Origin of the sequence: Mesorhizobium sp. M0991, from assembly GCF_040318915.1 — a bacterium.
Lineage (GTDB): Bacteria > Pseudomonadota > Alphaproteobacteria > Rhizobiales > Rhizobiaceae > Mesorhizobium.
On sequence record NZ_JAMYNE010000012.1, the window covers coordinates 129,987 to 154,855 of the forward strand.

Consider the following 24,869-nt stretch of genomic DNA (forward strand, 5'->3'; position numbering starts at 1 on the left):
CTTGTGAGCGTGCCTAGAGCGCCTCGGCGCCCGAAATGATTTCGATCAATTCCTTGGTGATCTGCGCCTGCCGCTGGCGGTTGTAGGTGATCGACAATTTGTTGATCATGTCGCCGGCGTTGCGCGTCGCATTGTCCATGGCGCTCATCTTGGCACCCATCTCGCCGGCAGCATTCTCGAGCAGCGCGCGAAAAACCTGCACGGAAATGTTGCGCGGGATGAGATCGGAGAGGATTTCGCCCGGCTCCGGCTCGTATTCGTAGACGGCGCTGCCGCCGTCCTTCACTTCTGCGGCAGCCGAAGGCGCGCCCGCCGGGACAATTTGCTGCGCCGTCGGGATCTGGCTGATCACCGACTTGAACTGCGAATAGAACAGCGTGCAGATGTCGAAGCCGCCTTCGTTGAACAGGTGGATCAACTTCTTGGCGATGGCGTCGGCATTGACGAAGCCCAGCGTCTTGACCTCGCGCAGGTCGACACGCTCGATGATCAGCGCCCCGTAGTCGCGGCGCAATATGTCGAATCCCTTCTTGCCGACGCAGATGATCTTGACCTGCTTGCCGTCGGCCAGAAGCTTGCGGATGTGGTCGCGGGCAAAACGGGCGATCTGCGAATTGAAGCCGCCGCACAAGCCGCGTTCGGCCGTGCAGACGACAAGCAGATGCACGTCGTCTTTGCCGGTGCCGGTCATCAGCGCCGGGGCGTCGCCGCCGCCACCGATCGCCTGGGTGATGTTGGCCAGCACCGCGCCCATGCGCTCCGAATAGGGACGCGCCGCTTCCGCCGCTTCCTGCGCGCGACGCAGCTTCGCCGCGGCGACCATCTGCATCGCCTTGGTGATCTTCTGCGTCGCCTTGACCGAGGCGATACGGTTACGAAGGTCTTTTAACGAAGGCATGCTTCAAACCTGATCCCGTCCGTCCTGCTCAAGCAAAGGTCTTGGCGAAGGCGTCAATCTCTGCCTTTAGCCTGGCGCGCAGATCGTCGGACAGCGCCTTCTCCTTGCGGATGCCGTCGAGCACGTCCTTGCCGGCCGAGCGCATATGCGACAACAGACCATGCTCGAACTTGCCGACCTGGTTGATCGCCAGCTTGTCGAGATAGCCGTTGACGCCGGCGAAGATCACCGCGACCTGCTCCTCGACCTTGAGCGGCGAGAATTGCGGCTGCTTCAACAGCTCGGTCAGGCGCGAGCCGCGGTTGAGCAGGCGTTGCGTGGCGGCATCGAGATCGGAGCCGAACTGCGCGAAAGCAGCCATTTCGCGGTACTGCGCGAGCTCGCCCTTGATCGACCCGGCAACCTGCTTCATCGCCTTGATCTGCGCCGAGGAGCCGACGCGCGACACCGACAGGCCGACATTGACCGCCGGACGGACGCCCTGGAAGAACAGATTGGTTTCCAGGAAGATCTGGCCGTCGGTGATCGAGATGACGTTGGTCGGGATGTAGGCCGAAACGTCGTTGGCCTGCGTCTCAATGATCGGCAGGGCCGTCAGAGACCCGCCGCCGTTTTCGTCATTGAGCTTGGCGGCGCGCTCGAGCAGGCGCGAGTGCAGGTAGAAAACGTCGCCGGGATAGGCTTCGCGGCCCGGCGGGCGGCGCAGCAGCAGCGACATCTGGCGGTAAGCGACGGCCTGCTTCGATAGATCGTCGTAGCTGATCAGCGCGTGCATGCCGTTGTCGCGGAAATATTCGCCCATGGTGCAGGCGGTGAACGGCGCCAGGAACTGCATTGGCGCCGGATCGGAGGCGGTCGCGGCGATGATGATCGAATAGTCGAGCGCGCCGCGCTCTTCCAGGACCTTGACGAACTGCGCCACCGTCGAGCGCTTCTGGCCGACGGCGACATAGACGCAGTACAGCTTTTCCTTCTCAGGGCCGTTGTCGTGCACCGATTTCTGGTTGAGCATGGTGTCGAGGATGATCGCGGTCTTGCCGGTCTGGCGGTCGCCGATGACCAGCTCGCGCTGACCGCGGCCGACCGGGATCAGCGCGTCGATGGCCTTGAGGCCGGTCGACATCGGCTCGTTCACCGATTTGCGCGGAATGATGCCGGGCGCCTTGACGTCGACGCGCTTGCGTTCGGTGGCCTGGATCGGGCCCTTGCCGTCGATCGGGTTGCCGAGCGCGTCGACGACGCGGCCGAGCAAGCCCATGCCGACGGGCGCATCGACGATGGCGCCGGTGCGCTTGACGGTGTCGCCTTCCTTGATGTCGCGGTCGGCGCCGAAGATGACGACGCCGACATTGTCGGCTTCGAGGTTGAGCGCCATGCCGCGGATGCCGCCGGGGAACTCGACCATCTCGCCGGCCTGGACATTGTCGAGGCCGTAGACGCGGGCGATACCGTCACCGACGGACAGCACCTGGCCGACTTCGGAGACCTCGGCCTCCTTGCCGAAATTCTTGATCTGGTCTTTCAGAATTGCGGAAATTTCCGCGGCGCGGATGTCCATCAGCCGACCTCTTTCAGTGCAAGCTTGAGCGAATTGAGTTTGGTTTTGAGCGACGTATCGATCTGGCGCGAGCCGATCTTGACCACCAGTCCGCCGAGCAGCGACGGATCGACGGTGACCGTGATCGCAACGTCCTTGCCGGCGACGCTTTTCAGCGCTGCTTTCAGCTCGGTTTCCTGGGCAGGCGTCAGCGCATGCGCCGAGGTGACCTCGGCGGCAGTCTCGCCACGGTGTTCGGCGGCGATCTGGCGGAACGCCTTGATCATGCCGGGCACGGCAAACAGCCGGCGATTCTGGGCAACGACGCGCAGGAAATTGCCGGTGAGGCCGGTTATCCCCGCTTTGTCGGCGATCGCGGCGATCGCCTTGGCCTGGTCCTCGCTGGAGAAGACAGGGCTCCTGATCAGCCGCGAAAGGTCAGCGCTGCCTTCGAGCATCGTTTCGAACCTGTTGAGGTCGGCCTCGACGCTGGCGACCGAATTGGTCTGCAGCGCGAGTTCGAACAGCGAACCCGCATAGCGTTCTGCGACACCTGAGATTGGCGATGACGATTGGGCCACGGACCGTCTTTTCTCTTTGTCTGACAGGCCGCAGATTGTTGGCGCGAGCAAAAACTCTGGCTAAATCTTTGACCTTACTGCATTTTTCCAAGCACGGAGGCGGGGCTTCCGCTATCCCCGGTCGAAAGTCGATTGCCGTCTAGCACAGGCATTTTCAGACCGCAATGCGTCGTCCGGCATGGTTTTCAGGCACTATTGTCGCATCCGCTGGCCGAGTTCAGCAACCAACCCCGGATTGATCCCTGATTCAGGGCAAAAAGCCGAAGGCGAAGGCAAGCGGCAGCGCTGCCAGCACCAGCTCGACGACAATGGAAGCCCAGTTGAACGGCGTGTTGGCGCCGTCCGACATCATTGACAGCAGCCGGCCGAAGGCGGTGAAAAGCCAGGAGAAGCCGAGCGCCATGTAGAGCAGCGGCTGCGCCAGGAGGATGCAGCACAAGCTGACGCCGAGATAGAAGCCCGACATCCGGCCGCGCCCCTCGGCGATCGCCGCTGCCTTCTCCGGTCTGACCTGCAGCCGCAGGATCCGGAACGCCAGTCCTGGCGCCAGGAACAGCAGCAGGCCGAACAGCAGGGTCACCACGGCGCTCGACCATGCCAGCCACTCGCCCTGGCTCATCGGCCACGGAAACGCAAATTCCATCTTGTCCCCTCTTAAATGCATATTCAAAATTTCGGGCATTCTAGCGAAGCAACTGACATGCGCCAGATGGGCCGCCGGCAATTTGCAGGGCGCGTCAGCCCAACGCGAGCGCGACCGTTGTCTCGACCGGGCTAACAGGACGTTACACAACGGGCTGTTTTTTTCTGCACAATTCCTATATTGTGACTACATGAGACCACAAGAGGTTCCGCGCATGAAGACGATGCAACTACGAGAGGCAAAGGCCAGCCTTTCCGCGCTCGTGGAGGCTGCTGAGAACGGTGAGCCCACGGTTATCACCAAGCACGGCAAGCCCGCGGTCATGGTGGTGCCAATCGGTGAGGGACGGAAACTTTATCCGCAGAACAGCCAAAAAGACTTCGTGGATTTCCTGCTTCAGTATCCAGGCGGCATCGAGCTTGAGCGAAACGAAACGCCGTCGCGGGAAGTGGAGTTTTGACCGGCTATCTGCTTGATAAGTCTTTTCTCTCGGCATTTGCACCTGGTCGGCCTCTGCTTCCGTCACACGTGCAGAACTGGGTTGCCGAACAAGGAGAACGCGGCTCTTGGCAGCTCTCATCGATCGTCATCTTGGAGTTGGAACGAGGAATCGCGAAACTGAAGCGGGCGGGCGGGCATATGAAGGCAGAGCGCATCAATGAGTGGTTCGAAAGGTTGCTTCTAGAGTTCAACCAGCGCATCCTTCCCATCGATTTAGCAATCGCGCGAGAAGCCGGAAAACTGGAAGACGCCACTATCGCCAGAGGCGCCAATCCGGGGCTGGCGGACGTTCTGATCGCAGCTACTGCCCGTTTGCACGGCCTGTCAGTTTTGACGGCCAACACCCGGCATTTTGCGATTCTCGACGTGCCTTACCTGAACCCATTCACCGAACGCGTCTCGAAAGGGTAATTCGACACCTTACAAAAAGCTTTGCGGGTCGATATCGACCTGGACCCGCACCGAACCCCTTATCTTCGGCCCCTCGGCCAGCATGGTGCGAATGAACCCTTGCATGTCGGCGCGCCGTTCGCCTTGGATCAGCAGGCGAAAGCGATGGCGGCCGCCGATCAATGACAGCGGCGCCTCGGCCGGGCCGAGCACGAACAGGTCGGTGGCTTGCGGCGCGGCGCGACGCAGGCCACGGGCGTGCCCTTCGGCTTCGGCCCGTGTCGCCGCGCTGACGATGACGCCGGCGAGCCTGCCGAAGGGCGGTAGCCCCGCCCGCTCGCGCTCGACGATCTCGCGCTCGTAGAAGGCCTCGGCATCGCCGGAGACGATCGCGCGCATCACCGGATGGTCCGGCTGGAAGGTCTGCAGCAGGCCGAGGCTCTTCTTGCCGGTGCGGCCGGCGCGGCCGGTCACCTGGCTGAGCAGTTGGAACGTGCGCTCGGCGGCGCGCGGATCGCCATTGGCAAGGCCGAGATCGGCATCGACCACACCGACCAGCGTCATGTTGGGGAAATTATGGCCCTTGGCGACGAGTTGCGTGCCGATGACGATGTCGGCCTCGCCATTGGCGATGGCTTCGAGCTCGAGCCGCAGCCGCCGCACGCCGCCCATCAGGTCGGACGACAGTACGATGGTGCGGGCATCGGGGAACTGCGCGACGACCTCCTCGGCGATGCGCTCGACGCCCGGCCCGCAGGCGACCAGATGGTCGAGCGTGCCGCATTCGGGGCAGGCCTCTGGCCGGCGTTCATTGTGCCCGCAGTGGTGGCAGACGAGCTGGCCGCGAAAGCGGTGCTCGACCAGCCAGGCCGAGCAGACCGGACAGCCAAAGCGGTGGCCGCAGACCCGGCAGAGCGTCAGCGGCGCATAGCCGCGCCGGTTGAGGAACAGCAGTGACTGTTCCTTTCTTTCCAGCGTCTGCCGCATATGGCCGAGCAGTACAGGCGACAGGAAGCCGCCGCGTGCCGGCGCCGCGCGGCGCATGTCGACCGTCTTGAGATCGGGAAGTGCCGCCTCGGCAAAGCGCCCCGAAAGCACCGCCCTGCTGTAGCGGCCCTGGCTGGCATTGACCCGGCTTTCGACTGACGGCGTCGCAGAGGCGAGCACGACCGGAAAGCCGCCGATATGGCCGCGCACCACGGCCATGTCGCGGGCGTTGTAAAAGACGCGATCCTCCTGCTTGTAGGCGGGATCGTGCTCTTCGTCGACGATGATCAGTCCAAGTTCCCTGAACGGCAGGAACAGCGCCGAACGTGCGCCGGCGACGACCCGCACGCCGCCTTCCGTTACTTGCCGCCAAACCTTTTCGCGCATCCTTGGCGGCAGGTCCGAGTGCCACTCCGCCGGCTTAGCGCCGAACCGCTCCTGGAAACGTTCGAGGAAGGCGTGGGTCAGCGCAATTTCCGGCAGCAGGATCAACACCTGCGTGCCACGGTCGAGCGCGGCCGCGACCGCCTCGAAATAGACCTCCGTCTTGCCGGATCCGGTCACACCGTCGAGCAGGGTGACACCGAATGTGCCGGCCGCGACATTGACGCGCAGCGTCTCGGCGGCATCGCTCTGGTCGGGCATCAGTGCCGGCACGGCGTAGCCGGGATCGGGTGCTGCGACCACCGGCCGCGGCGGGATCATCACCGTCTCGAATACGCCCTGCGCCCGCAGCCCGTCCACCACCGTCGACGACACGCCTGCCGCATGCGCCAGGCCGGACCGCGTCCAGGCAAGGCCGCCTTCGGCCGTTTCCAGCACGCGCGTCCTCGCCTCCGTCATCCGGTCGGGCTTGGCGAAGGTGCGCTGCAGCCCTTCGATCCACGGTTCCGGGTCGAACGCCTCCGGTGCCCTGAGCAGCATGCGCGCCACCATGCCGGGCGGCGACAGCGTGTATTGCGCCACCCAATCGACAAAACGCCGCATCGCGCGGTCGATCGGCGGGCAGTCGAAAACCTGCTCGATCGGTCGCAATTTCTTCGCGTCGACCTTTTCGACGGCGCCGTCCCAGACGATGCCGGCGACCTGGCGGGGCCCAAGCGGAACGCGCACGATCGAGCCCGGCACCACGCGCATGCCAGCCGGCACGGCATAGGTGTAGGGGCGCTCGGCGGGCATCGGCACCAGCACCGGTGCGGCCGCGACAAAGGGCGAATCTTCGATCATGAGGCGTGACCTTGCCCCGACTTTGGTCTAGATCAAAGTCCGACCCCAAATGTGCATGACGTGCACATGAAAAATCTTCAGGAGACCGCCATGAAATTTTTTGTCGACACCGCCGATGTCAAGGAAATCCGCGAGCTGAACGATTTGGGGCTGCTCGATGGCGTAACCACCAATCCGTCGCTTATCCTGAAATCCGGCGGCAAGATCGCCGACGTCACAAGAGAGATCTGCGAGATCGTCAAGGGCCCGGTCTCGGCCGAAGTCGTCGCCACCGAATACAAGGACATGATGGCGGAGGCCAAGATCCTGGCCAGAATCGCCGACAATGTCTGCATCAAGGTGCCGCTGACGCTCGACGGCCTGAGAGCCTGCAAGGACATCCGGTCGGACGGCCGCATGGTCAACGTCACGCTGTGCTTCTCGGCCACCCAGGCGCTGCTCGCCGCCAAGGCCGGCGCCTCCTTCATCTCGCCCTTCGTCGGCCGCATCGACGACAGCGGCTGGGACGGCATGGAGCTGATTGCCGATATCCGCACCATCTACGACAATTATGATTTCCAGACCGAGATCCTGACCGCTTCTGTGCGTACTGTGAACCATGTCAAGCAGGCGGCGCTGATCGGTGCCGATGTCATCACCGCCCCGCCAGCGACGCTCAAGGCGCTGGTCAAGCACCCGCTGACCGACAAGGGCCTGGAGCTGTTCCTCGCCGATTGGGCAAAGACTGGCCAGACGATCGGCTGAAGCGAAGGTCGGCGGCGGCCATAACGCCTTCGTCATTCCCGGGGCGAAGCGAACGCGAAGCGGAGCGCAGACCCTGGGATGACGAAGCGAAAGATGTTTCGGCCAATGTCGAAGGCTTGCCGCTGAAAGATTTATCGACGACCGCCGTGCCGAGGTTCTAACCCGCCACTGTTTTGCCGTGCTTGATCAGATCCTGGGCGATCGACAGCCGCAGCACATCTGCCAGTTCGCGCGCCGCACGGTTCTCGGCGTCGATCTGCGCCCGGTATGACGCGAATTCCTGGCGCGGCCTGTCGTACGACGACGGAATCGAGCGCTTGCCCCTCGCTATGACCGTGCCCGTCTTGGCATCGCTGAGCACATAGTTCGCGGTCAGCGTCACTGTGCCGGCGGTCGGCTCGTCCTCGTCGGTCGTGACCTGCTCGATTGCCGCCGATTCGACGAGTTCGGAGACGCCGAGATCAAGCGAATAGACCGGCGAAGCCGGCTCGCCGGCGCCCTGGCCGAGCGCGAAGATCAAATTGTTGCGGACCTGCTGGGCGTAGCGGGTCTTGACCGGCTTGACCGAGATCGATGCCAGTTCGGCAGCAGCGCCGACCTGCGAGCCGGCGACCAGCGGCGCGCTTGAATAGAGCGGCCGCACCGTGCAGGCGGAAACCAGCGCCACCGACGCGAGCAGCCCGCAAAGCACGACACGGCGCAGCGTCAGCTCCGCTTTTTTCGGATCAGGCAACAACATTGACGATCCTCTGCGGCACGATGATCACCTTGCGCGGCGCCTTACCTTCGAGCGCTTTCTGCACGAAGTCGAGGGCCAGAACCGCTTTTTCGACCGCACCTTGGTCCGCGTCGCGGGCAATTGTCAAATCGCCGCGCTTCTTGCCGTTGACCTGGACCGGCAGCACGATCTCGGCGTCGACGACAAGCGACGGATCGTAGTCCGGCCAGGGCCGTTCGGCGACAAGGTCGGTGCCGCCGAGCGTCTGCCAGCACTCTTCGGACAGATGCGGCATGACCGGCGCGATCAGGTGCACCAGGATCTCGACGGCCTCACGGCAGGCCGCTTGCAGCGCCGGACCGGCCTTGCCCTCTGCCGCCTCGTTGAGCGGCACGGTCAAGGCATTGGCGAGCTCGTAGATGCGCGCGATGGCGCGGTTGAAGGCGAGCTTTTCGATATCCTCGCCGACCGATTTCAGGATCTTGTGCGCCGCCTTGGACACTGTCCCAGCCTCGCCGTCCTTCGCCGCCTCTGGCCGAACTCCGGCGAGCGATTCGGCAGCCGTCGACACCAGGCGCCAGATGCGCTGGATGAAGCGGTGCGCGCCGGCGGCGCCCTCGTCGGTCCATTCGACATCGCGCTCGGGCGGCGAGTCCGACAGCATGAACCAGCGCGCCGTATCGGCGCCGTAGCCGTCGGTGATCTCTTCCGGGCTCACCGTATTCTTCTTCGACTTCGACATTTTTTCGAGCGGACCGATCACCGCCTCTTCGCCGGTGGCGATTTCGAAGGCGCGGCGCTTGCAGTCGGCGTCTTCCAGCCTGACCTCGCTTGGCGCAAGCCAGCGGCCGTTCGAGGCGCCACCGACCCGATAGGTCTCGTGCACCACCATGCCTTGCGTGAACAGGCCCCTGAACGGCTCGGCGAGATCGACATGGCCGGTCTCGCGCATGGCGCGGGTGAAAAAGCGCGAATAGAGCAAATGCAGGATCGCGTGCTCGATGCCGCCAATATACTGGTCGACCGGCAGCCATTCAGTCGCGGCCTTGGGATCGGTCGGATCGTTGGCCCAGGGCGCGGTGAAGCGCGCGAAATACCACGAAGAATCGACAAATGTGTCCATCGTGTCGGTTTCGCGCCGCGCATCCTTGCCGCAACGCGGGCATTTGACGTGCCGCCATGTCGGATGGCGATCGAGCGGATTGCCAGGCCGGTCGAACTCGATGTCATCCGGCAGCTTGACCGGCAGGTCGGCTTTCGGCACCGGCACCACGCCGCAATCCTCGCAATGGATCATCGGGATCGGGCAGCCCCAATAGCGCTGGCGCGAAATGCCCCAGTCGCGCAGGCGGAAATTCACCTTGCGCTCGGCCATCGGCCGGTTGCCGATGGTCTTCTGTTCGAGCAGCTTCGCCACCTCGTCGAATGCCTGATCCGGCTTCATGCCGTCGAGGAAGCGCGAATTGATCATCACGCCGTCGCCGACATAGGCCTCGTCGATGATCTGGAAGCTTCCTTGATTCTCGCCTTCCGGCATCACCACCGGAATGACCGGCAGGCCGTATTTGTTGGCGAAGTCGAGGTCGCGCTGGTCACCGGACGGGCAGCCGAAAATGGCACCGGTGCCGTAGTCCATCAGCACGAAATTGGCGACGTAGACGTGCAGCGTCCAGTTCTCGTCGAACGGATGGATGACGCGGATGCCGGTATCGAAACCCTTCTTCTCGGCCGTCTCCAATGCCGCCACCGAGGTGCCCATATGGCGGACCTCGTCGATGAACTTTGCCAGCGCCGGATTGTCTTCGGCGGCCTTTTTGGCTAGCGGATGGTCGGCCGCAATCGCCATGAAGGAGGCGCCGAAGATGGTGTCGGGCCTGGTCGTATAGACTTCGAGCTCATGCTCGCCGGCGACTGGCTTGGCCAGCGGCCAGCGGATCAGCAGGCCTTCCGAACGGCCGATCCAGTTCGCCTGCATCAGCTTCACTTTTTCCGGCCAGTCGTCGAGTTGATCGAGCGAATCCAGCAGATCCTGCGCGTAGTCGGAGATCTTGAAAAACCACTGCGTCAGCTCGCGCTGTTCCACCAGCGCGCCCGAGCGCCAGCCGCGACCGTCGATGACCTGCTCGTTGGCAAGCACCGTCATGTCCTCCGGATCCCAGTTGACCTTGGAGGATTTTCGCGTCACCAGCCCCTTCTCGACGAAATCGAGGAACAGCATCTGCTGGCGGTGGTAATAGTCGACATCGCAGGTGGCGAATTCTCGCGCCCAATCGAGCGACAGGCCCATGACCTTGAGCTGCTCGCGCATGGCGGCAATGTTCTGATAGGTCCAGTCCTTGGGGTGGACCTTGTTCTGCATCGCCGCGTTTTCGGCTGGCATGCCAAAGGCGTCCCAGCCCATCGGGTGCAGCACGTTGAAACCCTTGGCCCGCTTGTAACGTGCCACCACGTCGCCCATCGTATAGTTCCGGGTATGGCCGATATGGATGCGCCCCGACGGATAGGGGAACATCTCCAGCACGTAGTATTTCGGGCGCGGGTCGTCGTTGTCGGCTTCGAACAGCTTCTTGGCGTCCCAGGCCTTCTGCCATTTGGGCTCTGACGCGCGCGGATTGTATCGTTCGGTTGCCATCGGGTGTTTTTCACTTAAAAGCATGCACGAGCCGCCGGACAATGCCCGTGCGGCTCAAAATGTCGTCGCGGTGTTCACCATGGATTACCGGACCCGTCAACTGCGGCGATCCGGCGAAAAGCCAAACACAGGCAGGATATAGGCATGGCGAGCGCCGTCGAACAGCTTTTCACCATCAAGGCAAGGATCGCTGCCGCCGAGCGCGAGGCCGGACGCGACGCCGGAGCTGTGGCACTGGTCGCGGTCTCGAAGACCTTCGATGCCACCGATATCCGCCCGGTTATCGAGGCCGGCCAGCGCGTCTTCGGCGAAAACCGCGTCCAGGAAGCACAAGCCAAATGGCCGGCCCTGAGGGCGGTGTTTCCCGACATCGAGCTACATCTGATCGGTCCGCTGCAATCGAACAAGGCAAAGGAAGCGGTCGCGCTGTTCGACGTCATCGAAACCGTCGACCGGGAAAAGATCGCCGCCGAACTCGCCAAGGAAATCGCCAGGCAGGGCCGGTCACCAAGGCTCTATGTCCAGGTCAACACCGGCTCCGAGCCGCAAAAGGCCGGCATAGAGCCGCGCGAGGCCGTCGCGTTCGTCGCCCGCTGCCGCGATGTCCATGGTCTCTCCGTCGAGGGCCTGATGTGCATCCCACCGGCCGACGAGAACCCCGGCCCACATTTCGCGCTGCTGGAGAAGCTCAGCACCGAGGCCGGCGTCGACAAGCTCTCGATGGGCATGTCCGGCGACTACGAGACCGCGATCGCCTTCGGCGCGACCAGTGTCAGGGTTGGATCGGCGATTTTCGGCGCCAGATGAGGCTCAGCCGGCCTTAGGCCACAGACCGACATTGACTAAGCCAGCGTATAGAAACGGAACGTTTCGTTCCTATATGGGTCGAGTTATTCTCAACCCGTCTGGAGCCACCATGCGTTACAATCAACTTGGAAATACCGGGATGTTCGTCTCCGAACTTTGCCTCGGCACGATGACGTTCGGCGCCGCTGGCGAGAATGCCCAATGGGGCCTGATCGCCAGCCTCGACCAGAAGGGCGTCGACGAGATCGTCGCCCGCTCGCTCGCCGCCGGCGTCAATTTCTTCGACACGGCGGATGTCTATTCCTTCGGCGCCTCGGAACGGCTTCTCGGCCAGTCGCTCAGGAACCTTGGCGTCAACCGACAGGACGTGATCATCGCCACCAAGGTTCATGGCGCCATGGGCGGCGGCCCGAACCAGCGCGGTTCCTCGCGCGGCCACATCATGGATTCGGTCGAGAGCAGCCTCGAGCGGCTATAGCTCGATCACATCGATCTCTACCAACTGCACGGCACCGACACAGTGACGCCGATCGACGAGACACTGCGGGCGCTCGACGACCTGGTTGCCGCCGGCAAGGTCCGCTATGTCGGCGTCTCGAACTGGCAGGCCTGGCGCATTGCCAAGGCGCTGGGTATTGCCGAGCGCAAGGGCTTTGCCCGCTTCGAGACCGTCCAGTCGTATTACTCGATTGCCGGCCGCGATCTCGAGCGCGAGATCGTGCCGCTGCTCAACGAGGAGAAGCTCGGGTTGATGGTCTGGTCGCCGATGGCTGGCGGCCTGCTCTCCGGCAAATACGGACCGGGCGCCCCCGGCAATGGCGAGGGCCGCCGCGCCAGCTTCAATTTCCCGCCGGTCAACGAGGACCGGGCCTGGGCAGCGGTCGCCGTCATGCGCGAGATCGCCGCCAAGCACGGCGTCAGCGTCGCCACGGTGGCGCTCGGCTATGTCCTGGCCAAGCCATTCGTGATGAGCGTCATCATCGGCGCCAGCCGCATGGAGCAGCTGGAACAGAACCTTGCGGCCACCGAGTTGCAGCTCGATGCCGATGACCTTGTTCGGCTCGACGAAGTCAGTGCCCTGCCCGCCGAATACCCCGGCTGGATGCTGGAGCGTCATGCGGCCGGTCGGCATCCGGCGCCCTTTGTGCCGAAAAAGTAGTTAATCTTACTTTCGATTTGATGCTTCGGGAGCCGGCAGGCTCCCGATCGTTTTGGGCTCAGGTCAGCCGGACAGTCTCGACCAAAAAGTCCAAAAAGGCCCGCACCCGCGCCGGCAGATGCTTGCCTTGGCCGACATAGACGGCGTGGGTGAGTTCCTCGTCGCCGGGGTTGAACTCTTCCAGCAGCGGCAGAAGCCGGCCGGCGGCAATGTCGGCTTCCACGTGCCAACGTGCCAGCCGGGCGATGCCCGCCCCAGAGAGCGCCACCAGCCGCATCGCCTCGCCGTCGCTGACCAGCGTATTTCCGATGATCGACAGGGTGGTCGGCTTGCCGGCCGCGTCGATAAAAGGCCAGCCCTCGAGGTGACGTACGAAACGGAAGCCCATCCGGTTGTGACGATCGAGATCGGCGGGCGTCTTGGGCGTGCCACGCGCTTCGAGATACGATGGCGCCGCAACGACGACCACCCGGCTCTGCCCGAGCTTGCGCGCCACCAGCCGTGATTCGCCGAGCGGCCCGGCGCGGATGGCGACGTCAGCGCGCTCCTCCATCAGATCGATGACATCGTCGGTCAACACCAGATCGACCGAGATTTCGGGGTAGCGCTCCAGAAAACGCGGCAAAAGCGGGATCAGCCGATGCTGTCCGAAAGGCACGTAGCTGTTAATCCGCAGCCGGCCACGCGGCGCGGCACCCGCCGCTGCCTCGCGCTCGGCCGCTGCCATGTCGGCCAGGATACGCACTCCGCTGTCGAAGAACGCCGCCCCCTCCGGCGTCAGTTGCAGCTTGCGCGTCGAACGGCTGACCAGCCGCGCGCCAAGCCGCGCCTCCAGCCGCGCGATCAGCTTGCTCACCGCCGACGGCGTCATCCGTAACGCGCGGGCAGCGGCCGAAAAGCTGCCCGCCTCGACGACGCGGACGAACACTTCGATCTCGCCGGAGCGATTGATTTCGGGCCTGGCCATTGGTGAATCTATTTCACAGACGATGTGCCCGATGCAAGGCTGGTTCACAGCACATCGCGGCACGATCTTCCGGATTGGGGCGTGGGAGGACACGGCGCCGGTCGTCAAAACCGGTCGTCATCGAAGTGGGAACCGCCATGCCCCTCGCTCTTAACGCTCTTGCCGCCGGTGCCTTTGGCATCGGCGTCACCGAATTCGTCATCATGGGCCTGCTGCTCGACGTCAGCACCGACCTCGGCGTCTCGATCTCAGCTGCCGGCCAGTTGATTTCCGGCTATGCGCTCGGCGTTGTCATCGGCGCGCCGCTGCTGACGATCGTAACCGGCCGCTGGCCGCGCAAAACCGTGCTTCTGGCGCTGATGGCGATCTTCACGCTGGGCAACCTCGCTTGTGCACTTGCCCCAGACTACTGGACGCTGATGGGTGCGCGCGTGCTGACCGCCTTCGCCCACGGCACCTTCTTCGGCGTCGGCTCGGTCGTGGCGACCGGACTGGTGGCGCCCAACAAGAAAGCCTCGGCAATCGCCCTGATGTTCACCGGCCTGACCATCGCCAATATCCTCGGCGTGCCCTTCGGCACATGGCTCGGGCAGGCCTTCGGCTGGCGCGCGACCTTCTGGGCGGTGACCCTGGTCGGCATCGCCGCCTTCGCCATCATTCTCCTGCTGGTGCCGCGCAGCCGAACAGAGCCTGAGAAGAGCAATTTGCGCGCCGATCTCGCCGTGCTCGGCCGCACGCCTGTCCTGCTTGGCTTTGCCACCACCGTGCTTGGCTATGCCGGCGTCTTCGCCGTCTTCACCTACATCGCCCCGTTGCTGACCGAGATCACCGGTTTTGAGGAAGCAGCGGTGTCGCCTATCCTGCTGGTCTTCGGCGGCGGCCTCATCGCCGGCAACCTCGCCGGCGGCAAGTTCGCCGACCGCTGGCTGGTACCTTCCGTTCTCGGCAGTCTCGTCGTCCTGGCACTGGTGCTCGGCACCATGACCTTCGCCCTGCACAGCCAGGTCATGGCCGTTATCTATGTCGGCCTGCTCGGCGCCGCCGCCTTCGCCACCGTGGCGCCGCTGCAGATGTGGGTACTGGAAAAGGCACAAGGCGCCGGCCAGAGCCTAGCTTCATCCTTCAACATCGCCGCCTTCAACCTCGGCAATGCGGCCGGCGCCTGGCTCGGCGGCTTGGTCATCGCCCATGGTCCCGGCCTCGGTGCCGTCACCTGGGTCGCGGCCCTGTTACCGCTTTCAGCGCTCGCCGTGGCGGCGTTTGCGCTGCGCCTCGACCGAGATCCCGTCCTCGCCACACCGGAAATCGCTCGGTCATAGAACGGCAAAGCTCAACCAATCTTTGAAACAGCCATCCTTCCACAAGGAGCAAACCCATGGATTATCGAAATCTTGGCGCATCGGGCCTGAAGGTCCCGGCGCTCTCGTTCGGCGCTGGAACCTTCGGCGGTTCAGGCCCGCTGTTCGGCGCCTGGGGCAACAGCGATGCGACGGAAGCGCGACGGCTGGTCGACATCTGCCTTGAGGCCGGCGTCAACTTGTTCGACACCGCCGATGTCTATTCGAATGGCGCTTCCGAACAAGTGCTCGGCGCTGCCATCAAGGGCCGCCGCGACGCCGTGCTGATCTCGACCAAGACCTCGCTGCCGATGGGCGACGGTCCCAACGATGCCGGCTCGTCACGTTCACGCCTAATCAAGGCAGTCGAAGACGCGCTGAGGCGTCTTGACACCGACTACATCGACCTGCTGCAACTGCACGCTTTCGACGCCGCAACACCGATCGAGGAGGTGCTGTCGACGCTGGACAGTCTCGTGCGCGCCGGCAAGCTGCGTTATGTCGGCGTCTCCAATTTTTCCGGCTGGCAAGTGATGAAGTCGCTCGGCCTGGCGGATAGACATGGCTATCCCCGATACGTCGCCCATCAGGTCTATTACTCGCTGGTCGGACGCGATTATGAATGGGAGTTGATGCCGCTCGGCCTCGATCAGGGCGTCGGTGCGTTGGTGTGGAGCCCGCTCGGCTGGGGCCGCTTGACCGGCAAGATCCGCCGTGGCCAGAAGCTGCCTGAGAAAAGTCGGCTGCACGACACGGTAAGCTTCGGACCGCCCGTCGAGGACGAGCATCTCTATCGGGTGGTCGACGCGCTTGACGTTATCGCCGAGGAAACCGGCAAGACCGTACCGCAGATCGCCATCAACTGGCTGCTGCAGCGGCCGACCGTCGCCTCCGTCATCATCGGCGCGCGCAACGAGGAGCAGTTGCGCCAGAATCTCGGCGCCGTCGGATGGTCATTGACAGCCGAGCAGATGGAGAAGCTCGACACGGCAAGTGAGGTCACCGCACCCTACCCGTATTTTCCCTATCGCCGGCAGGAGGGGTTTGCCCGGCTGAACCCGCCCGCAATCTGACGCTCCAAAAGCTGGGCGGCGGCTCCCAGGCTGCCGCCCGCCCGGCTAATGCAGCACGAACTCGCCGTCGACCTTGCGCCATTCGTTCGGCGCGATCAGCTTGTGGTGCGTGTAGCTGACCGAATGCAGCGGGCCTTCGAGCTTGGCCTTCCAGAACTCGATGAAGCGGATCAGCACCGGAAATTTCGGGGCGATGTCGTAATCCTGCCAGATGAAGCTCTGCAGCAGATGCGGATGATCGGGAAAGTGATAAAGAATCTTGGCCGTGGTCAAGCCATAGCCCTTGAGCATCAGGTCCATTTCGGAATGGTCGCGCATTGCGGTCCCTTGGTTGATTCTCCTTCCTCCCAGCCTGAAATTGTGCACCCGATTTGCTTAATCGTCTATTGATATTTCTATGATCGAACCAGATTTCTCCCGCAAAAACATGCGCTTAGCAGCCGCCTAACGAGAGTGCTGACACCGCCTGGTAAAGCGCCTGCGGCATCCCGCCGCGCGAATCCAACGTCTAATGTTGCCGTCGCGGCCGAACTGTTAATAATGCGCGCGAATTCGCGGCCGCATCGCTGCGATCCTGCCGGCAGTCAAGCCGGCGGTTTGGTTTTGGGGAGGAAGGCGAAGAAATGTCCGATGTTCATGTCCATCGCGTCCAGCCGGCGTGGAAGAAGAACGCGCTGATTGACAGCGACACCTACCTGAAATGGTACGCCGACAGCGTCAAGAACCCGGACAAGTTCTGGGGCAAGCACGGCAAGCGCATCGACTGGTTCAAGCCGTACAGCAAGGTCAAGAACACGTCCTTCGACGGCAAGGTCTCAATCAAATGGTTCGAGGATGGCCAGACCAACGTTTCCTGGAACTGCATCGACAGGCATCTGAAGAAGCGCGGCGACCAGACCGCTATCATCTGGGAAGGCGACAATCCCTACGACGACAGGAAGATCACCTATAACCAGCTTTACGCGCATGTCTGCCGCCTCGCCAATGTGATGAAGAAGCACGGCGTCAAGAAGGGCGACCGCGTCACCATCTACATGCCGATGATCCCGGAGGCCGCTTATGCGATGCTCGCCTGCACGCGCATCGGCGCCATTCATTCGGTCGTCTTCGGCGGCTTTTCGCCGGATGCGCTGGCCGGACGCATCGACGACTGCAAGTCGACCTTCGTCATCACCGCCGACGAAGGCCTGCGCGGAGGCAAGTCGATCCCGTTGAAGGACAACACCGACAAGGCGATCGAGATCGCCGCCAAGGCCGGAACGAAAGTCGAAAAGGTCTTGGTAGTACGCCGCACCGGCGGCAAGACCGGCTGGGCCGTCGGGCGCGACGTCTGGTACCATGACGAGGTCGCCACGGTTAAGGCCGAATGCAAGCCCGAGAAGATGAACGCCGAGGACCCGCTCTTCATCCTCTACACATCCGGCTCGACCGGCAAGCCGAAGGGCGTGCTGCACACCACGGCCGGCTATCTCGTTTATGTCTCGATGACCCACCAATATGTCTTCGACTATCATGACGGCGATATCTACTGGTGCACCGCCGATGTCGGCTGGGTCACCGGCCACAGCTACATCGTCTACGGGCCGCTCGCCAACGGCGCCACCACGCTGATGTTCGAAGGCGTGCCGAACTACCCGTCGCAGTCGCGTTTCTGGGACGTGATCGACAAGCACAAGGTCAACATCTTCTACACCGCACCGACCGCGCTGCGCGCGCTGATGGGCGCCGGCGATGCCCATGTCACCAAAACGTCGCGCAAGTCGCTGCGCGTGCTCGGCACCGTCGGCGAGCCGATCAATCCGGAAGCCTGGGAGTGGTATTTCAACGTCGTCGGCAACGGCAAGGTGCCGATCGTCGACACCTGGTGGCAGACCGAGACCGGCGGCATCATGATCACGCCGGTTCCGGGCGCCACCCACCTCAAGGCGGGTTCGGCGACGCGGCCCTTCTTTGGCGTCAACCCGCAGCTGGTCGATGCCGACGGCAAGGTGCTGGAAGGCGAAGCCAGCGGCAATCTTTGTATTGCCGACTCGTGGCCGGGCCAGATGCGCACCGTCTATGGCGATCACGACCGCTTCGTGCAGACCTATTTCTCGACCTACAAGGGCAGGTACTTCACCGGTGACGGCTGCCGCCGCGATGCTGACGGCTACTACTGGATCACCGGCCGCGTCGACGACGTCATCAACGTCTCCGGCCACCGCATGGGCACCGCCGAGGTCGAATCGGCGCTGGTTTCGCATGAGAAGGTCTCGGAGGCCGCCGTCGTCGGCTACCCGCACGATATCAAGGGCCAGGGCATTTACTGCTATGTCACGCTGATGGCCGGCGAGACGCCAAGCGAGGAACTGCGCCAGGAGCTCGTCGCCCATGTCCGCAAGGAGATCGGCGCCATCGCTTCGCCTGACAAGATCCAGTTCGCGCCCGGCCTGCCGAAGACCCGTTCCGGCAAGATCATGCGGCGCATCCTGCGCAAGATCGCCGAGGACGATTTTGCCACGCTCGGCGACACCTCGACGCTGGCCGATCCGGCGGTCGTCGACGACCTGATCGCCAACCGGCAGAACAAGAGGGCCTGAGATGCCTGCCTCGACGGAGATCGGCACTGTCAGCGAGCTCTGGCGCTATCCGGCGAGTTCGCTCGCCGGCGAACGCCAGGACGTGATCTCCGTCGGCCCTGAAACCATCGACGGCGATCGCCTGTTCGGCCTTGTCGACGCCTCTGACGGTGAGATCGCGCGGCCTGACCGCGAGGCGAAATGGCACAAAGTGCCGCTCATTCGGACCCGGTTGTCGCGAGCCCGCCAACTCGAGATTGCTACACCGCAGGGCGATTGGCTGCCAGCGCCCGGAGCCGAATGTGACCGAGCCGTTTCCGCCTTTCTCGGCTTCGCGGCCTCGATCCGGCCGTTTCGCCAGAAAGATGCGCCGGACTACGCCGGCCTTCTGACCGGCGAGAGTTACCGCAAGGCGCCCATCCACCTCCTGACCACCACTTCGCTGGCGCGCCTGAAGGCGTTGCATCCGGAAGGCGCCGCCGACCCGCGCCGCTTCCGCCCCAACATCGTCGTCGATATGCCGGAGGTCGAGGGGTCGTTCCCCGAGACGGAATGGATCGGGCGCAAGCTGGCAATCGGCGACCTGCTCCTGACCATCTCCGAGCCGTGCCGCCGCTGCGGCTTCACCATCATTGGCCAGGACGGGTTCGACCACGACCCGGCAATCCTGCGCAGCCTGGTCCGCCACAACGCCCATAATCTCGGTGTCTACTGCACCGTCGATCGATCGGCTCGCGTCGAGATCGGCGCCACGATACGCCTTCTGTAGTTATCGATATAAATCTGCCCGCGTCGGCGGCAGCCCGCTCGGCCCACGCGCGCGCCTTGTGGCGACGGTCTGGAAAATCTGCGCCGAGGCGCGTTCGAAGGTAATCGAGCAGCCGGTGAGATAAAGCAGCCAGAGCCGCGCCTTGGCTTCGCCGACCTCGGCGATGGCTTCGTCAAAGCGTGCGTGGAGACGCTCTGCCCACAGCCTGCAGGTGCGCGCATAGTGCTCGCGCAAATTTTCGACGTCGTAGACGAGGAAGCCGTGCGCCTCGAGATTGCCGAGCGTCATGCCGATCGTATCGAGTTCGCCGCCCGGAAAAATGTATTTGATCAGCGCCTTGAATTCCGGCCCCTTGCGCAGCGTCTTCTTCATGTTGCCCTTGTCGCGCCGAGTGATGGCGTGGTGCAGATAGATGCCGCCGGGTTTGAGCAGGCGATGGATCCTCGAGAAATAGGCCGCATGGTTGGCAAGCCCCAGATGCTCGAACATGCCGATCGACGAGATCTTGTCGAAGGAGCCGGACAGCTCGGCATAGGACTTGATCTCGATGGTGATGCGGTCCTCCAGCCCCTCGGCGCGGATGCGTTCGCGGGCGAGCTCGGTCTGTGCCTCCGACAGCGAGACGCCGTGGCCGACGACGCCATAATTCTTCACCGCATGAATGAGCATTGCTCCCCAGCCGCAGCCTATGTCGAGCAGTTTTTCGCCGGGCTTCAGCCGAAGCTTGCGGCAGATATGGTCGAGCTTGTCTCTCTGGGCCTGATCGATATCGTTGGCGAAATCCTTGAAGTAGCCGCAGCTATAGACCATGCGCTCGTCGAGGAAGAGCCGGTAGAATGCGTTGGAAATGTCGTAGTGATGCTGGATCGCCTCTTTGCTCGAACCGCTGACGTAAGGATTGCGGCCGGAAAGATCGGTTCGCGCGGTCATCTGTTTTCGCGAAAACAGCACCGCCGGCAGGTCGCGCAGGATCGCCAGCTTCGGCAATGTCTTGAGCTTGGTCCTGAGCTTGCCATGCGTGGGCAAGGCGTAGAAATCGAACAGCGATCCGTTTTCGACGTCGACCGCCTTGGCAATCCACATCTCGATCAGCGTCGATAAAGAGGGCCGACGTACGATCTGCCAGACGATGTCCTGGTCGTTGATGGTGAGCACCGGGCCGGTAGCCGGGCCGATCCGCTCGCCTGTCCACAGCCTCACCGCGAAACCCGGCTTCAGCGTTTCGATGACCGTCCGAACAATCCGGGCCGCTCTCTCGGCTGCTTCCATCCCCGTCCTCCCTTACCCGGCAAAATAGTGGCCCGGAACAATAGCGGCTCGATCTTGCCTGCCCGATCGGCGGGCCGCAAGCCGCTTGGGCGCGCAAGCACGCTTGTTCAGGATTTTCGGGTGCCGCGCCTTGCCATTTGCCGGATGACACCCCATCATGAGGAAGTGTTCAACAAATCGAAAGGAGGTGATCCGATGTCGAGTGATTTCGTTTTCCAGAACGTGGCCTCAGCGGATCGCACTTTCGGGAAGCAGTCTTCCCGTTAAGGCGCGAGATGCGCGGCTGGCGACCAGTGTCGCAGCCAGGAGCCGCGCCATGGACGGAAACACGGAAGGCCGCCGGCTTCGCGAGAAGCGGCGGCCTTTTCTTTTTGGGCTGTTGTCCCTTATTTGGTTACGGTCAACATCTCGACGTTGCGGGCTATATCCTGGAAAGCCTGGTTGAGTTCGGTTCCATTGGCCGCCTGATAAAAGTGCTTGATCTTGGCGGTGTCCGGGCTCGCGCAATCCTGGAGCGTCGCCTTGGCATTCGTTTCGTTTAGGTCAAACCCGATGGTGAATATCTCGATGCCCTTGTTGCGCATCGCAGCGCAGAGTGTCTTGGCCGCCGTGCGGGGCGGCTCCTTGCCCGCGCTATTGTAGACGTCACCGACGGTGCTGGCGTCGAAATAGGACAGGTTGAATTCGCCATCGGTCATCAGGATCGCGATCTTGGCAACCTTCTTTGGATCCATCTTGGCCGGCCGTTCCGAGGCTTTCATCACACTGCCCCAGTTTTCCGAAAGCATGTACCAGCTCCACTGCACGCCGACATGGCCGGCGGTGCCACCCGACGCGACAAAGGTCTTGATGACGTTCTTGAGCGCCGTGGCGTCCGCCGTCAGCGGTTTCAACGCGGCGGCAGGGCAGGCAGCCGTGCCGGTCTGCCAGGCGAAGGATGACAGCAGGTAGTCGCGATTGACCATGCTGACGTCGGGGCCTGCATCCGAATACTGATAGGTCCCTTTGCGCTCGGTGGCACAATTGTCCGGACGCACAAAGCCGGAGACATACTGTACGGCGCCATTGCCGGGCGCCTGCTTGCGCTGGCTGGTGGAGGTTTCGACATAGACGCTGCTGGCGGCAAGCGCGCCGGCATTCACCGAATTCGCGTAGGGCACGATGGAGACGCGCACTCGCGGGTTGGCAGGGTCCTGGCCGCCCAGGAAGCTGTCGACGGCATTCGCCGCAGCCGTCCGCAGATCGATGATTTTCTGGCCGGCCATCGACCCGGTCACGTCCAGCATCATCGCGACTTCGATCTGCTTGTCCGAATAGAGCGCCGTCGTAGATGCGGGGACGCGCTGCATGCCACCCGTGCTGAAAAGCGGGAAATAGTAGTTGACGTTGACATGGGCGTCCGCCTGGACAGTCTTGGCTGTCCTGTCGACAACCAGATTATCGAGAACGATCTGGTTGTCCTGCAGGATACCCGCCATGCTGTTGGCGTCGAGAAAGGCCTGCACCGATTTGCTGGCGTCGGTCTCGCTGATGACGCCGGTTGTCAAGTCGCGGGCCGTCGAGGTGACCGCCGCATCGACCACGCCCTGCAGGCTCGATTTCACATTGTAGAGTTGGGATAAGTTGACGGCAAAGCCGACACTCAGTGCCAACACCGAGCCGATTATCCCAAACAGCACCGCGAAATTTCCGCTGCGATCCCCGGCAAAGCCGCCGATCGCCTGAACAAGACCCCCGAAACGCCGCATTCCTTCCGCCTCCATTCGCTACAGCCTGCAGCTGTCCGAACGTGCATTGCAGGAATCCGGCCGGATCGCGCCGCCGGGCGCGGGAAAGCGACCGGCTCCCGCCCACGCATTGTTTCCAAACGGTTTCGAGCGGCGGCAAGGTAAACAGCGGGTAAACGAAAGCTGCGTCGGCGCGGCTTTGTTGACAAAGCGCTTACCAAGATCAGGCTCGCAATTCAGGACGACTGGACTGCGTCCCAATCCGGTACAGACGAGATGTATCGAACCGGTTCAGCACGACCGCGGTGGCGGGAAATGGAAACACGGACTGTGAATGTGTCCCGAAAGACTAGGCCAGCATCCGTGCGCTGACGGTCTTGTCGACGCCACGATAAGGCGGCTTGAACAGATTGCCTTCCTGCTCGTGCGTCCAGACCTTGAACAGGCTGAGCCGATGCGGGCCGAAACTGTGCAGCAGCGGCACGTCGGTGGCGTCGCGGCCGCGGGCGATGACGACGCGGCCGATCCTCGGCACATTGTGGCGAGGATCGAAAGTGTACCATCTGCCCTCGAGGAACACTTCCACCCACGCCGAGAAATCCATTGGCGCCGGATCGGCGGGCACGCCGATATCGCCGAGGTAGCCGTTCACGTAACGGGCCGGGATGTTCATGCAGCGGCAGAGCGTGATCGCCAGATGGGCAAAATCGCGGCAGACGCCGACGCGTTCCTCATGCGCCTGCGCCGCCGTGCGGGTCGAGCGCGCATAGCCGTAGCCGAACGACAGCCGGTTGTGGACATAGTCGACGATCGCCTGCACCCGCGCCCAGCCCGGCGGACGCTGGCCGAAAAGTTGCCACGCCAGATCACCGAGATGATCGGTCTCGCAGTAACGGCTGCCGAGCAGATAGCCGAGCACCTCGTCCGGCAATTCGGCGACCGGGACTTCCCTGGCCAGCGTGTTGACTTCGTCCGGCTCGCCGCTGTCCTCGACCACCGCGTCATAGAGGATGCGAAAGCTTCCGGCCGGCGCCGTGAAGCGGCGGCAGCTATTGCCGAAAAGATCGTGGTAGACCCTGGTTGGAACCGACGGCGACGTCAGCACGCGCGTCTGCCGCTTGATGTCGGCCTGGCGATCCCTGTGGATCTCGAGCAGCGAAACGACCGGCGTGGCTGCAGCGCATTCAATGGCAATTTCATAGCCGAGCCTGATCAGCATCGCCGTCCCCCTACGATCGTCATGGAAGATAGTGCTGGTCAACGCAGGAGAGTGTGCGGCGGTTCCTTGCGAACGTCGAAAACGACGCCCTCGCGGCTTCCCATACGGACGCGGCAACGTTACGGTCGATCGACACGCGTCTTTCGAAATAATCCCTCCAAGATGACCCCGGAAAAACCGATGTTTGCAGGCAGAAAATTCGCGGCCTTCCTGTTCGATATGGACGGCACGATTCTCAATTCGATTGCCGCGGCGGAAAGGGTCTGGGCAGCTTGGGCGCATCGGCAAGGTCTTGACGTCGCTGCATTCCTGCCGACCATCCACGGCCTGCGGGCGATCGAGACCATCGGCCGGCTGGCGCTCCGAGGCGTCGATCCTGCCCGCGAAGCCGATTCGCTTCTGCAGGCCGAGGCGGCCGATGTCGAGGGCATTCGCCCGATTGCGGGCGCCGCGGCCTTCCTGGCGTCGCTGCCGCCCGGAAGCTGGGCGATCGCCACCTCGGCACCGCGCGAGCTCGCCCTGCTGCGCCTGCAGGCCGCCGGTATTCCGGCTCCCGCCGTGATCGTTGCGGCGGAGGACGTATCCCGCGGCAAGCCGGCGCCCGACTGCTTCCAGCTGGCGGCCGAACGGCTCGGCGTCGATGTGGGCGACTGCCTCGTCTTCGAGGACGCGCCGGCCGGCATTGCGGCGGCCGAAGCCGCGGGCGCCGCAATCGTGGTGATCAGCGCCACGCACCGGCATCCGTTGGAGACGCCACATGCCACCGTCGCCGGCTATGAAGCGATCGGCATCGCCGTCGATTCCAGCGGCTGGATTGCCATCGAAGTGGAGCGGGCCGCGCTGCCTGTTTAACTAGCACCCTGCCTGGGCTAAAAGTCGCTGGTCAGGCCCTTGACCTCCCAGTCGCCGTAGCGGCCGGGCTCCTTGCCGCCGCGCCCGCCGATCTCTCTCGGTTGTGCGGCTTCCTTCTCGCGATATTTCTCCCGCCGGGCCTCGGCCTCGGCCAAGGCACGCCGTGCTGCTGGCGTCAGCGGCTTTTGCGGCTCGCCGTTAGCATTCGTTGTGCTGGTTTCGTCGATCATGCGATCTTCCGCTAGATTGAAACAGGCCCCCGATTGAAACGGGA

At 63.2% G+C, this 24,869-nt stretch carries 22 protein-coding genes and 1 pseudogene; 10 read left to right on the forward strand and 13 right to left on the reverse strand.

Translation table 11 applies throughout. The features are described 5' to 3' along the window. Positions 1 to 13: 13 nt before the first annotated feature. The 4 genes from NKH70_RS19005 to NKH70_RS19020 form a co-directional block, all read right to left on the reverse strand. Positions 14 to 898, reverse strand: a complete 885-nt coding sequence (locus NKH70_RS19005; protein ID WP_352909767.1) for a F0F1 ATP synthase subunit gamma — start codon at positions 896 to 898, stop codon at positions 14 to 16. A 28-nt stretch (positions 899 to 926) separates the two neighbouring features. Beyond that, positions 927 to 2,456: a F0F1 ATP synthase subunit alpha gene (gene atpA, locus NKH70_RS19010; RefSeq protein WP_352489181.1), complete on the reverse strand. Its 1,530-nt coding sequence runs from the start codon at positions 2,454 to 2,456 to the stop codon at positions 927 to 929. Beyond that, complete coding sequence (locus NKH70_RS19015; protein WP_352465625.1) at positions 2,456 to 3,016, reverse strand: F0F1 ATP synthase subunit delta; 561 nt, start codon at positions 3,014 to 3,016, stop codon at positions 2,456 to 2,458. The genes atpA and NKH70_RS19015 overlap by 1 nt, the downstream gene beginning before the upstream one ends. A 247-nt stretch (positions 3,017 to 3,263) precedes the next feature. Next, complete coding sequence (locus NKH70_RS19020; RefSeq protein ID WP_352569521.1) at positions 3,264 to 3,659, reverse strand: AGROH133_08824 family phage infection protein; 396 nt, start codon at positions 3,657 to 3,659, stop codon at positions 3,264 to 3,266. A 214-nt stretch (positions 3,660 to 3,873) separates the two neighbouring features. Here NKH70_RS19020 and NKH70_RS19025 point away from each other — a divergent pair, with 214 nt between their 5' ends. Together NKH70_RS19025 and NKH70_RS19030 are read left to right on the forward strand one after the other, a co-directional pair. Then, on the forward strand, positions 3,874 to 4,119 hold the full coding sequence (locus tag NKH70_RS19025; protein WP_352909762.1) for a type II toxin-antitoxin system Phd/YefM family antitoxin: 246 nt from the start codon (positions 3,874 to 3,876) through the stop codon (positions 4,117 to 4,119). Further along, positions 4,116 to 4,571 (forward strand): type II toxin-antitoxin system VapC family toxin, encoded by a 456-nt coding sequence (locus NKH70_RS19030; protein WP_353025812.1) that lies wholly within the window; start codon positions 4,116 to 4,118, stop codon positions 4,569 to 4,571. Before NKH70_RS19025 ends, NKH70_RS19030 begins: the two co-directional genes overlap by 4 nt. Before the next feature lie 9 nt (positions 4,572 to 4,580). On the opposite strand, the gene NKH70_RS19035 is transcribed toward NKH70_RS19030, so the two are convergent. Continuing rightward, the gene (locus tag NKH70_RS19035; RefSeq protein WP_352909757.1) at positions 4,581 to 6,764 is read right to left on the reverse strand and encodes a primosomal protein N'; all 2,184 of its coding nucleotides are present in this window, start codon (positions 6,762 to 6,764) and stop codon (positions 4,581 to 4,583) included. A 90-nt stretch (positions 6,765 to 6,854) separates the two neighbouring features. Here NKH70_RS19035 and fsa point away from each other — a divergent pair, with 90 nt between their 5' ends. Further along, positions 6,855 to 7,508, forward strand: coding sequence for a fructose-6-phosphate aldolase (gene fsa / locus NKH70_RS19040; RefSeq protein WP_352465621.1), 654 nt, complete (start codon positions 6,855 to 6,857; stop codon positions 7,506 to 7,508). 157 nt (positions 7,509 to 7,665) lie between these two features. Here fsa and NKH70_RS19045 read toward each other — a convergent pair whose 3' ends face one another. Beyond that, positions 7,666 to 8,247: an LPS assembly lipoprotein LptE gene (locus NKH70_RS19045; RefSeq protein ID WP_352909754.1), complete on the reverse strand. Its 582-nt coding sequence runs from the start codon at positions 8,245 to 8,247 to the stop codon at positions 7,666 to 7,668. Then, positions 8,234 to 10,858: a leucine--tRNA ligase gene (leuS, locus tag NKH70_RS19050; protein WP_352978941.1), complete on the reverse strand. Its 2,625-nt coding sequence runs from the start codon at positions 10,856 to 10,858 to the stop codon at positions 8,234 to 8,236. Before leuS ends, NKH70_RS19045 begins: the two co-directional genes overlap by 14 nt. Positions 10,859 to 11,002: 144 nt before the next feature. Here leuS and NKH70_RS19055 point away from each other — a divergent pair, with 144 nt between their 5' ends. Both NKH70_RS19055 and NKH70_RS19060 read left to right on the forward strand, forming a co-directional pair. Beyond that, on the forward strand, positions 11,003 to 11,665 hold the full coding sequence (locus NKH70_RS19055; RefSeq protein ID WP_352718302.1) for a YggS family pyridoxal phosphate-dependent enzyme: 663 nt from the start codon (positions 11,003 to 11,005) through the stop codon (positions 11,663 to 11,665). Between the two features lie 109 nt (positions 11,666 to 11,774). Further along, positions 11,775 to 12,824: pseudogene (locus NKH70_RS19060) on the forward strand (aldo/keto reductase). A 58-nt stretch (positions 12,825 to 12,882) separates the two neighbouring features. Here NKH70_RS19060 and NKH70_RS19065 read toward each other — a convergent pair. Beyond that, positions 12,883 to 13,791, reverse strand: a complete 909-nt coding sequence (locus NKH70_RS19065) for a LysR family transcriptional regulator (RefSeq protein WP_352909745.1) — start codon at positions 13,789 to 13,791, stop codon at positions 12,883 to 12,885. Between the two features lie 137 nt (positions 13,792 to 13,928). On the opposite strand from NKH70_RS19065, the gene NKH70_RS19070 reads away from it, so the two are divergent. Together NKH70_RS19070 and NKH70_RS19075 are read left to right on the forward strand one after the other, a co-directional pair. Next, positions 13,929 to 15,110 (forward strand): MFS transporter, encoded by a 1,182-nt coding sequence (locus NKH70_RS19070; RefSeq protein ID WP_353025815.1) that lies wholly within the window; start codon positions 13,929 to 13,931, stop codon positions 15,108 to 15,110. A gap of 56 nt (positions 15,111 to 15,166) precedes the next feature. Next, positions 15,167 to 16,201, forward strand: a complete 1,035-nt coding sequence (locus NKH70_RS19075) for an aldo/keto reductase (RefSeq protein WP_352909741.1) — start codon at positions 15,167 to 15,169, stop codon at positions 16,199 to 16,201. A gap of 45 nt (positions 16,202 to 16,246) precedes the next feature. Here the strand turns inward: NKH70_RS19075 and NKH70_RS19080 are convergent, their stop codons facing one another. After that, positions 16,247 to 16,519, reverse strand: a complete 273-nt coding sequence (locus NKH70_RS19080) for an usg protein (RefSeq protein ID WP_352909739.1) — start codon at positions 16,517 to 16,519, stop codon at positions 16,247 to 16,249. Between the two features lie 305 nt (positions 16,520 to 16,824). Between NKH70_RS19080 and acs the strand changes: the two genes are divergently transcribed. Together acs and NKH70_RS19090 are read left to right on the forward strand one after the other, a co-directional pair. Further along, positions 16,825 to 18,780 (forward strand): acetate--CoA ligase, encoded by a 1,956-nt coding sequence (acs, locus tag NKH70_RS19085; protein WP_352909737.1) that lies wholly within the window; start codon positions 16,825 to 16,827, stop codon positions 18,778 to 18,780. 1 nt (position 18,781) lies between these two features. Next, entirely contained in the window at positions 18,782 to 19,528 is a 747-nt protein-coding gene (locus NKH70_RS19090; RefSeq protein ID WP_352909735.1) for an MOSC domain-containing protein, read from the forward strand. Here the strand turns inward: NKH70_RS19090 and NKH70_RS19095 are convergent, their stop codons facing one another. The 3 genes from NKH70_RS19095 to NKH70_RS19105 all read right to left on the reverse strand — a co-directional run bounded on the left by NKH70_RS19095 (position 19,529) and on the right by NKH70_RS19105 (position 23,743). Next, a complete protein-coding gene (locus NKH70_RS19095; RefSeq protein ID WP_352978937.1) occupies positions 19,529 to 20,797 on the reverse strand; it encodes a class I SAM-dependent methyltransferase in 1,269 nt (422 codons plus the stop codon). It lies immediately after the preceding gene. Positions 20,798 to 21,183: 386 nt separating this feature from the next. Beyond that, positions 21,184 to 22,545, reverse strand: a complete 1,362-nt coding sequence (locus NKH70_RS19100; RefSeq protein ID WP_352909731.1) for a pilus assembly protein TadG-related protein — start codon at positions 22,543 to 22,545, stop codon at positions 21,184 to 21,186. A gap of 328 nt (positions 22,546 to 22,873) precedes the next feature. Then, a complete protein-coding gene (locus tag NKH70_RS19105) occupies positions 22,874 to 23,743 on the reverse strand; it encodes a transglutaminase-like domain-containing protein (RefSeq protein ID WP_352909729.1) in 870 nt (289 codons plus the stop codon). Positions 23,744 to 23,923: 180 nt separating this feature from the next. Between NKH70_RS19105 and NKH70_RS19110 the strand changes: the two genes are divergently transcribed. Next, positions 23,924 to 24,595, forward strand: coding sequence for an HAD-IA family hydrolase (locus tag NKH70_RS19110; RefSeq protein ID WP_353025818.1), 672 nt, complete (start codon positions 23,924 to 23,926; stop codon positions 24,593 to 24,595). Positions 24,596 to 24,612: 17 nt separating this feature from the next. Here NKH70_RS19110 and NKH70_RS19115 read toward each other — a convergent pair whose 3' ends face one another. Then, on the reverse strand, positions 24,613 to 24,825 hold the full coding sequence (locus NKH70_RS19115; RefSeq protein WP_352909723.1) for a DUF1674 domain-containing protein: 213 nt from the start codon (positions 24,823 to 24,825) through the stop codon (positions 24,613 to 24,615). Between the last annotated feature and the right edge of the window lie 44 nt (positions 24,826 to 24,869).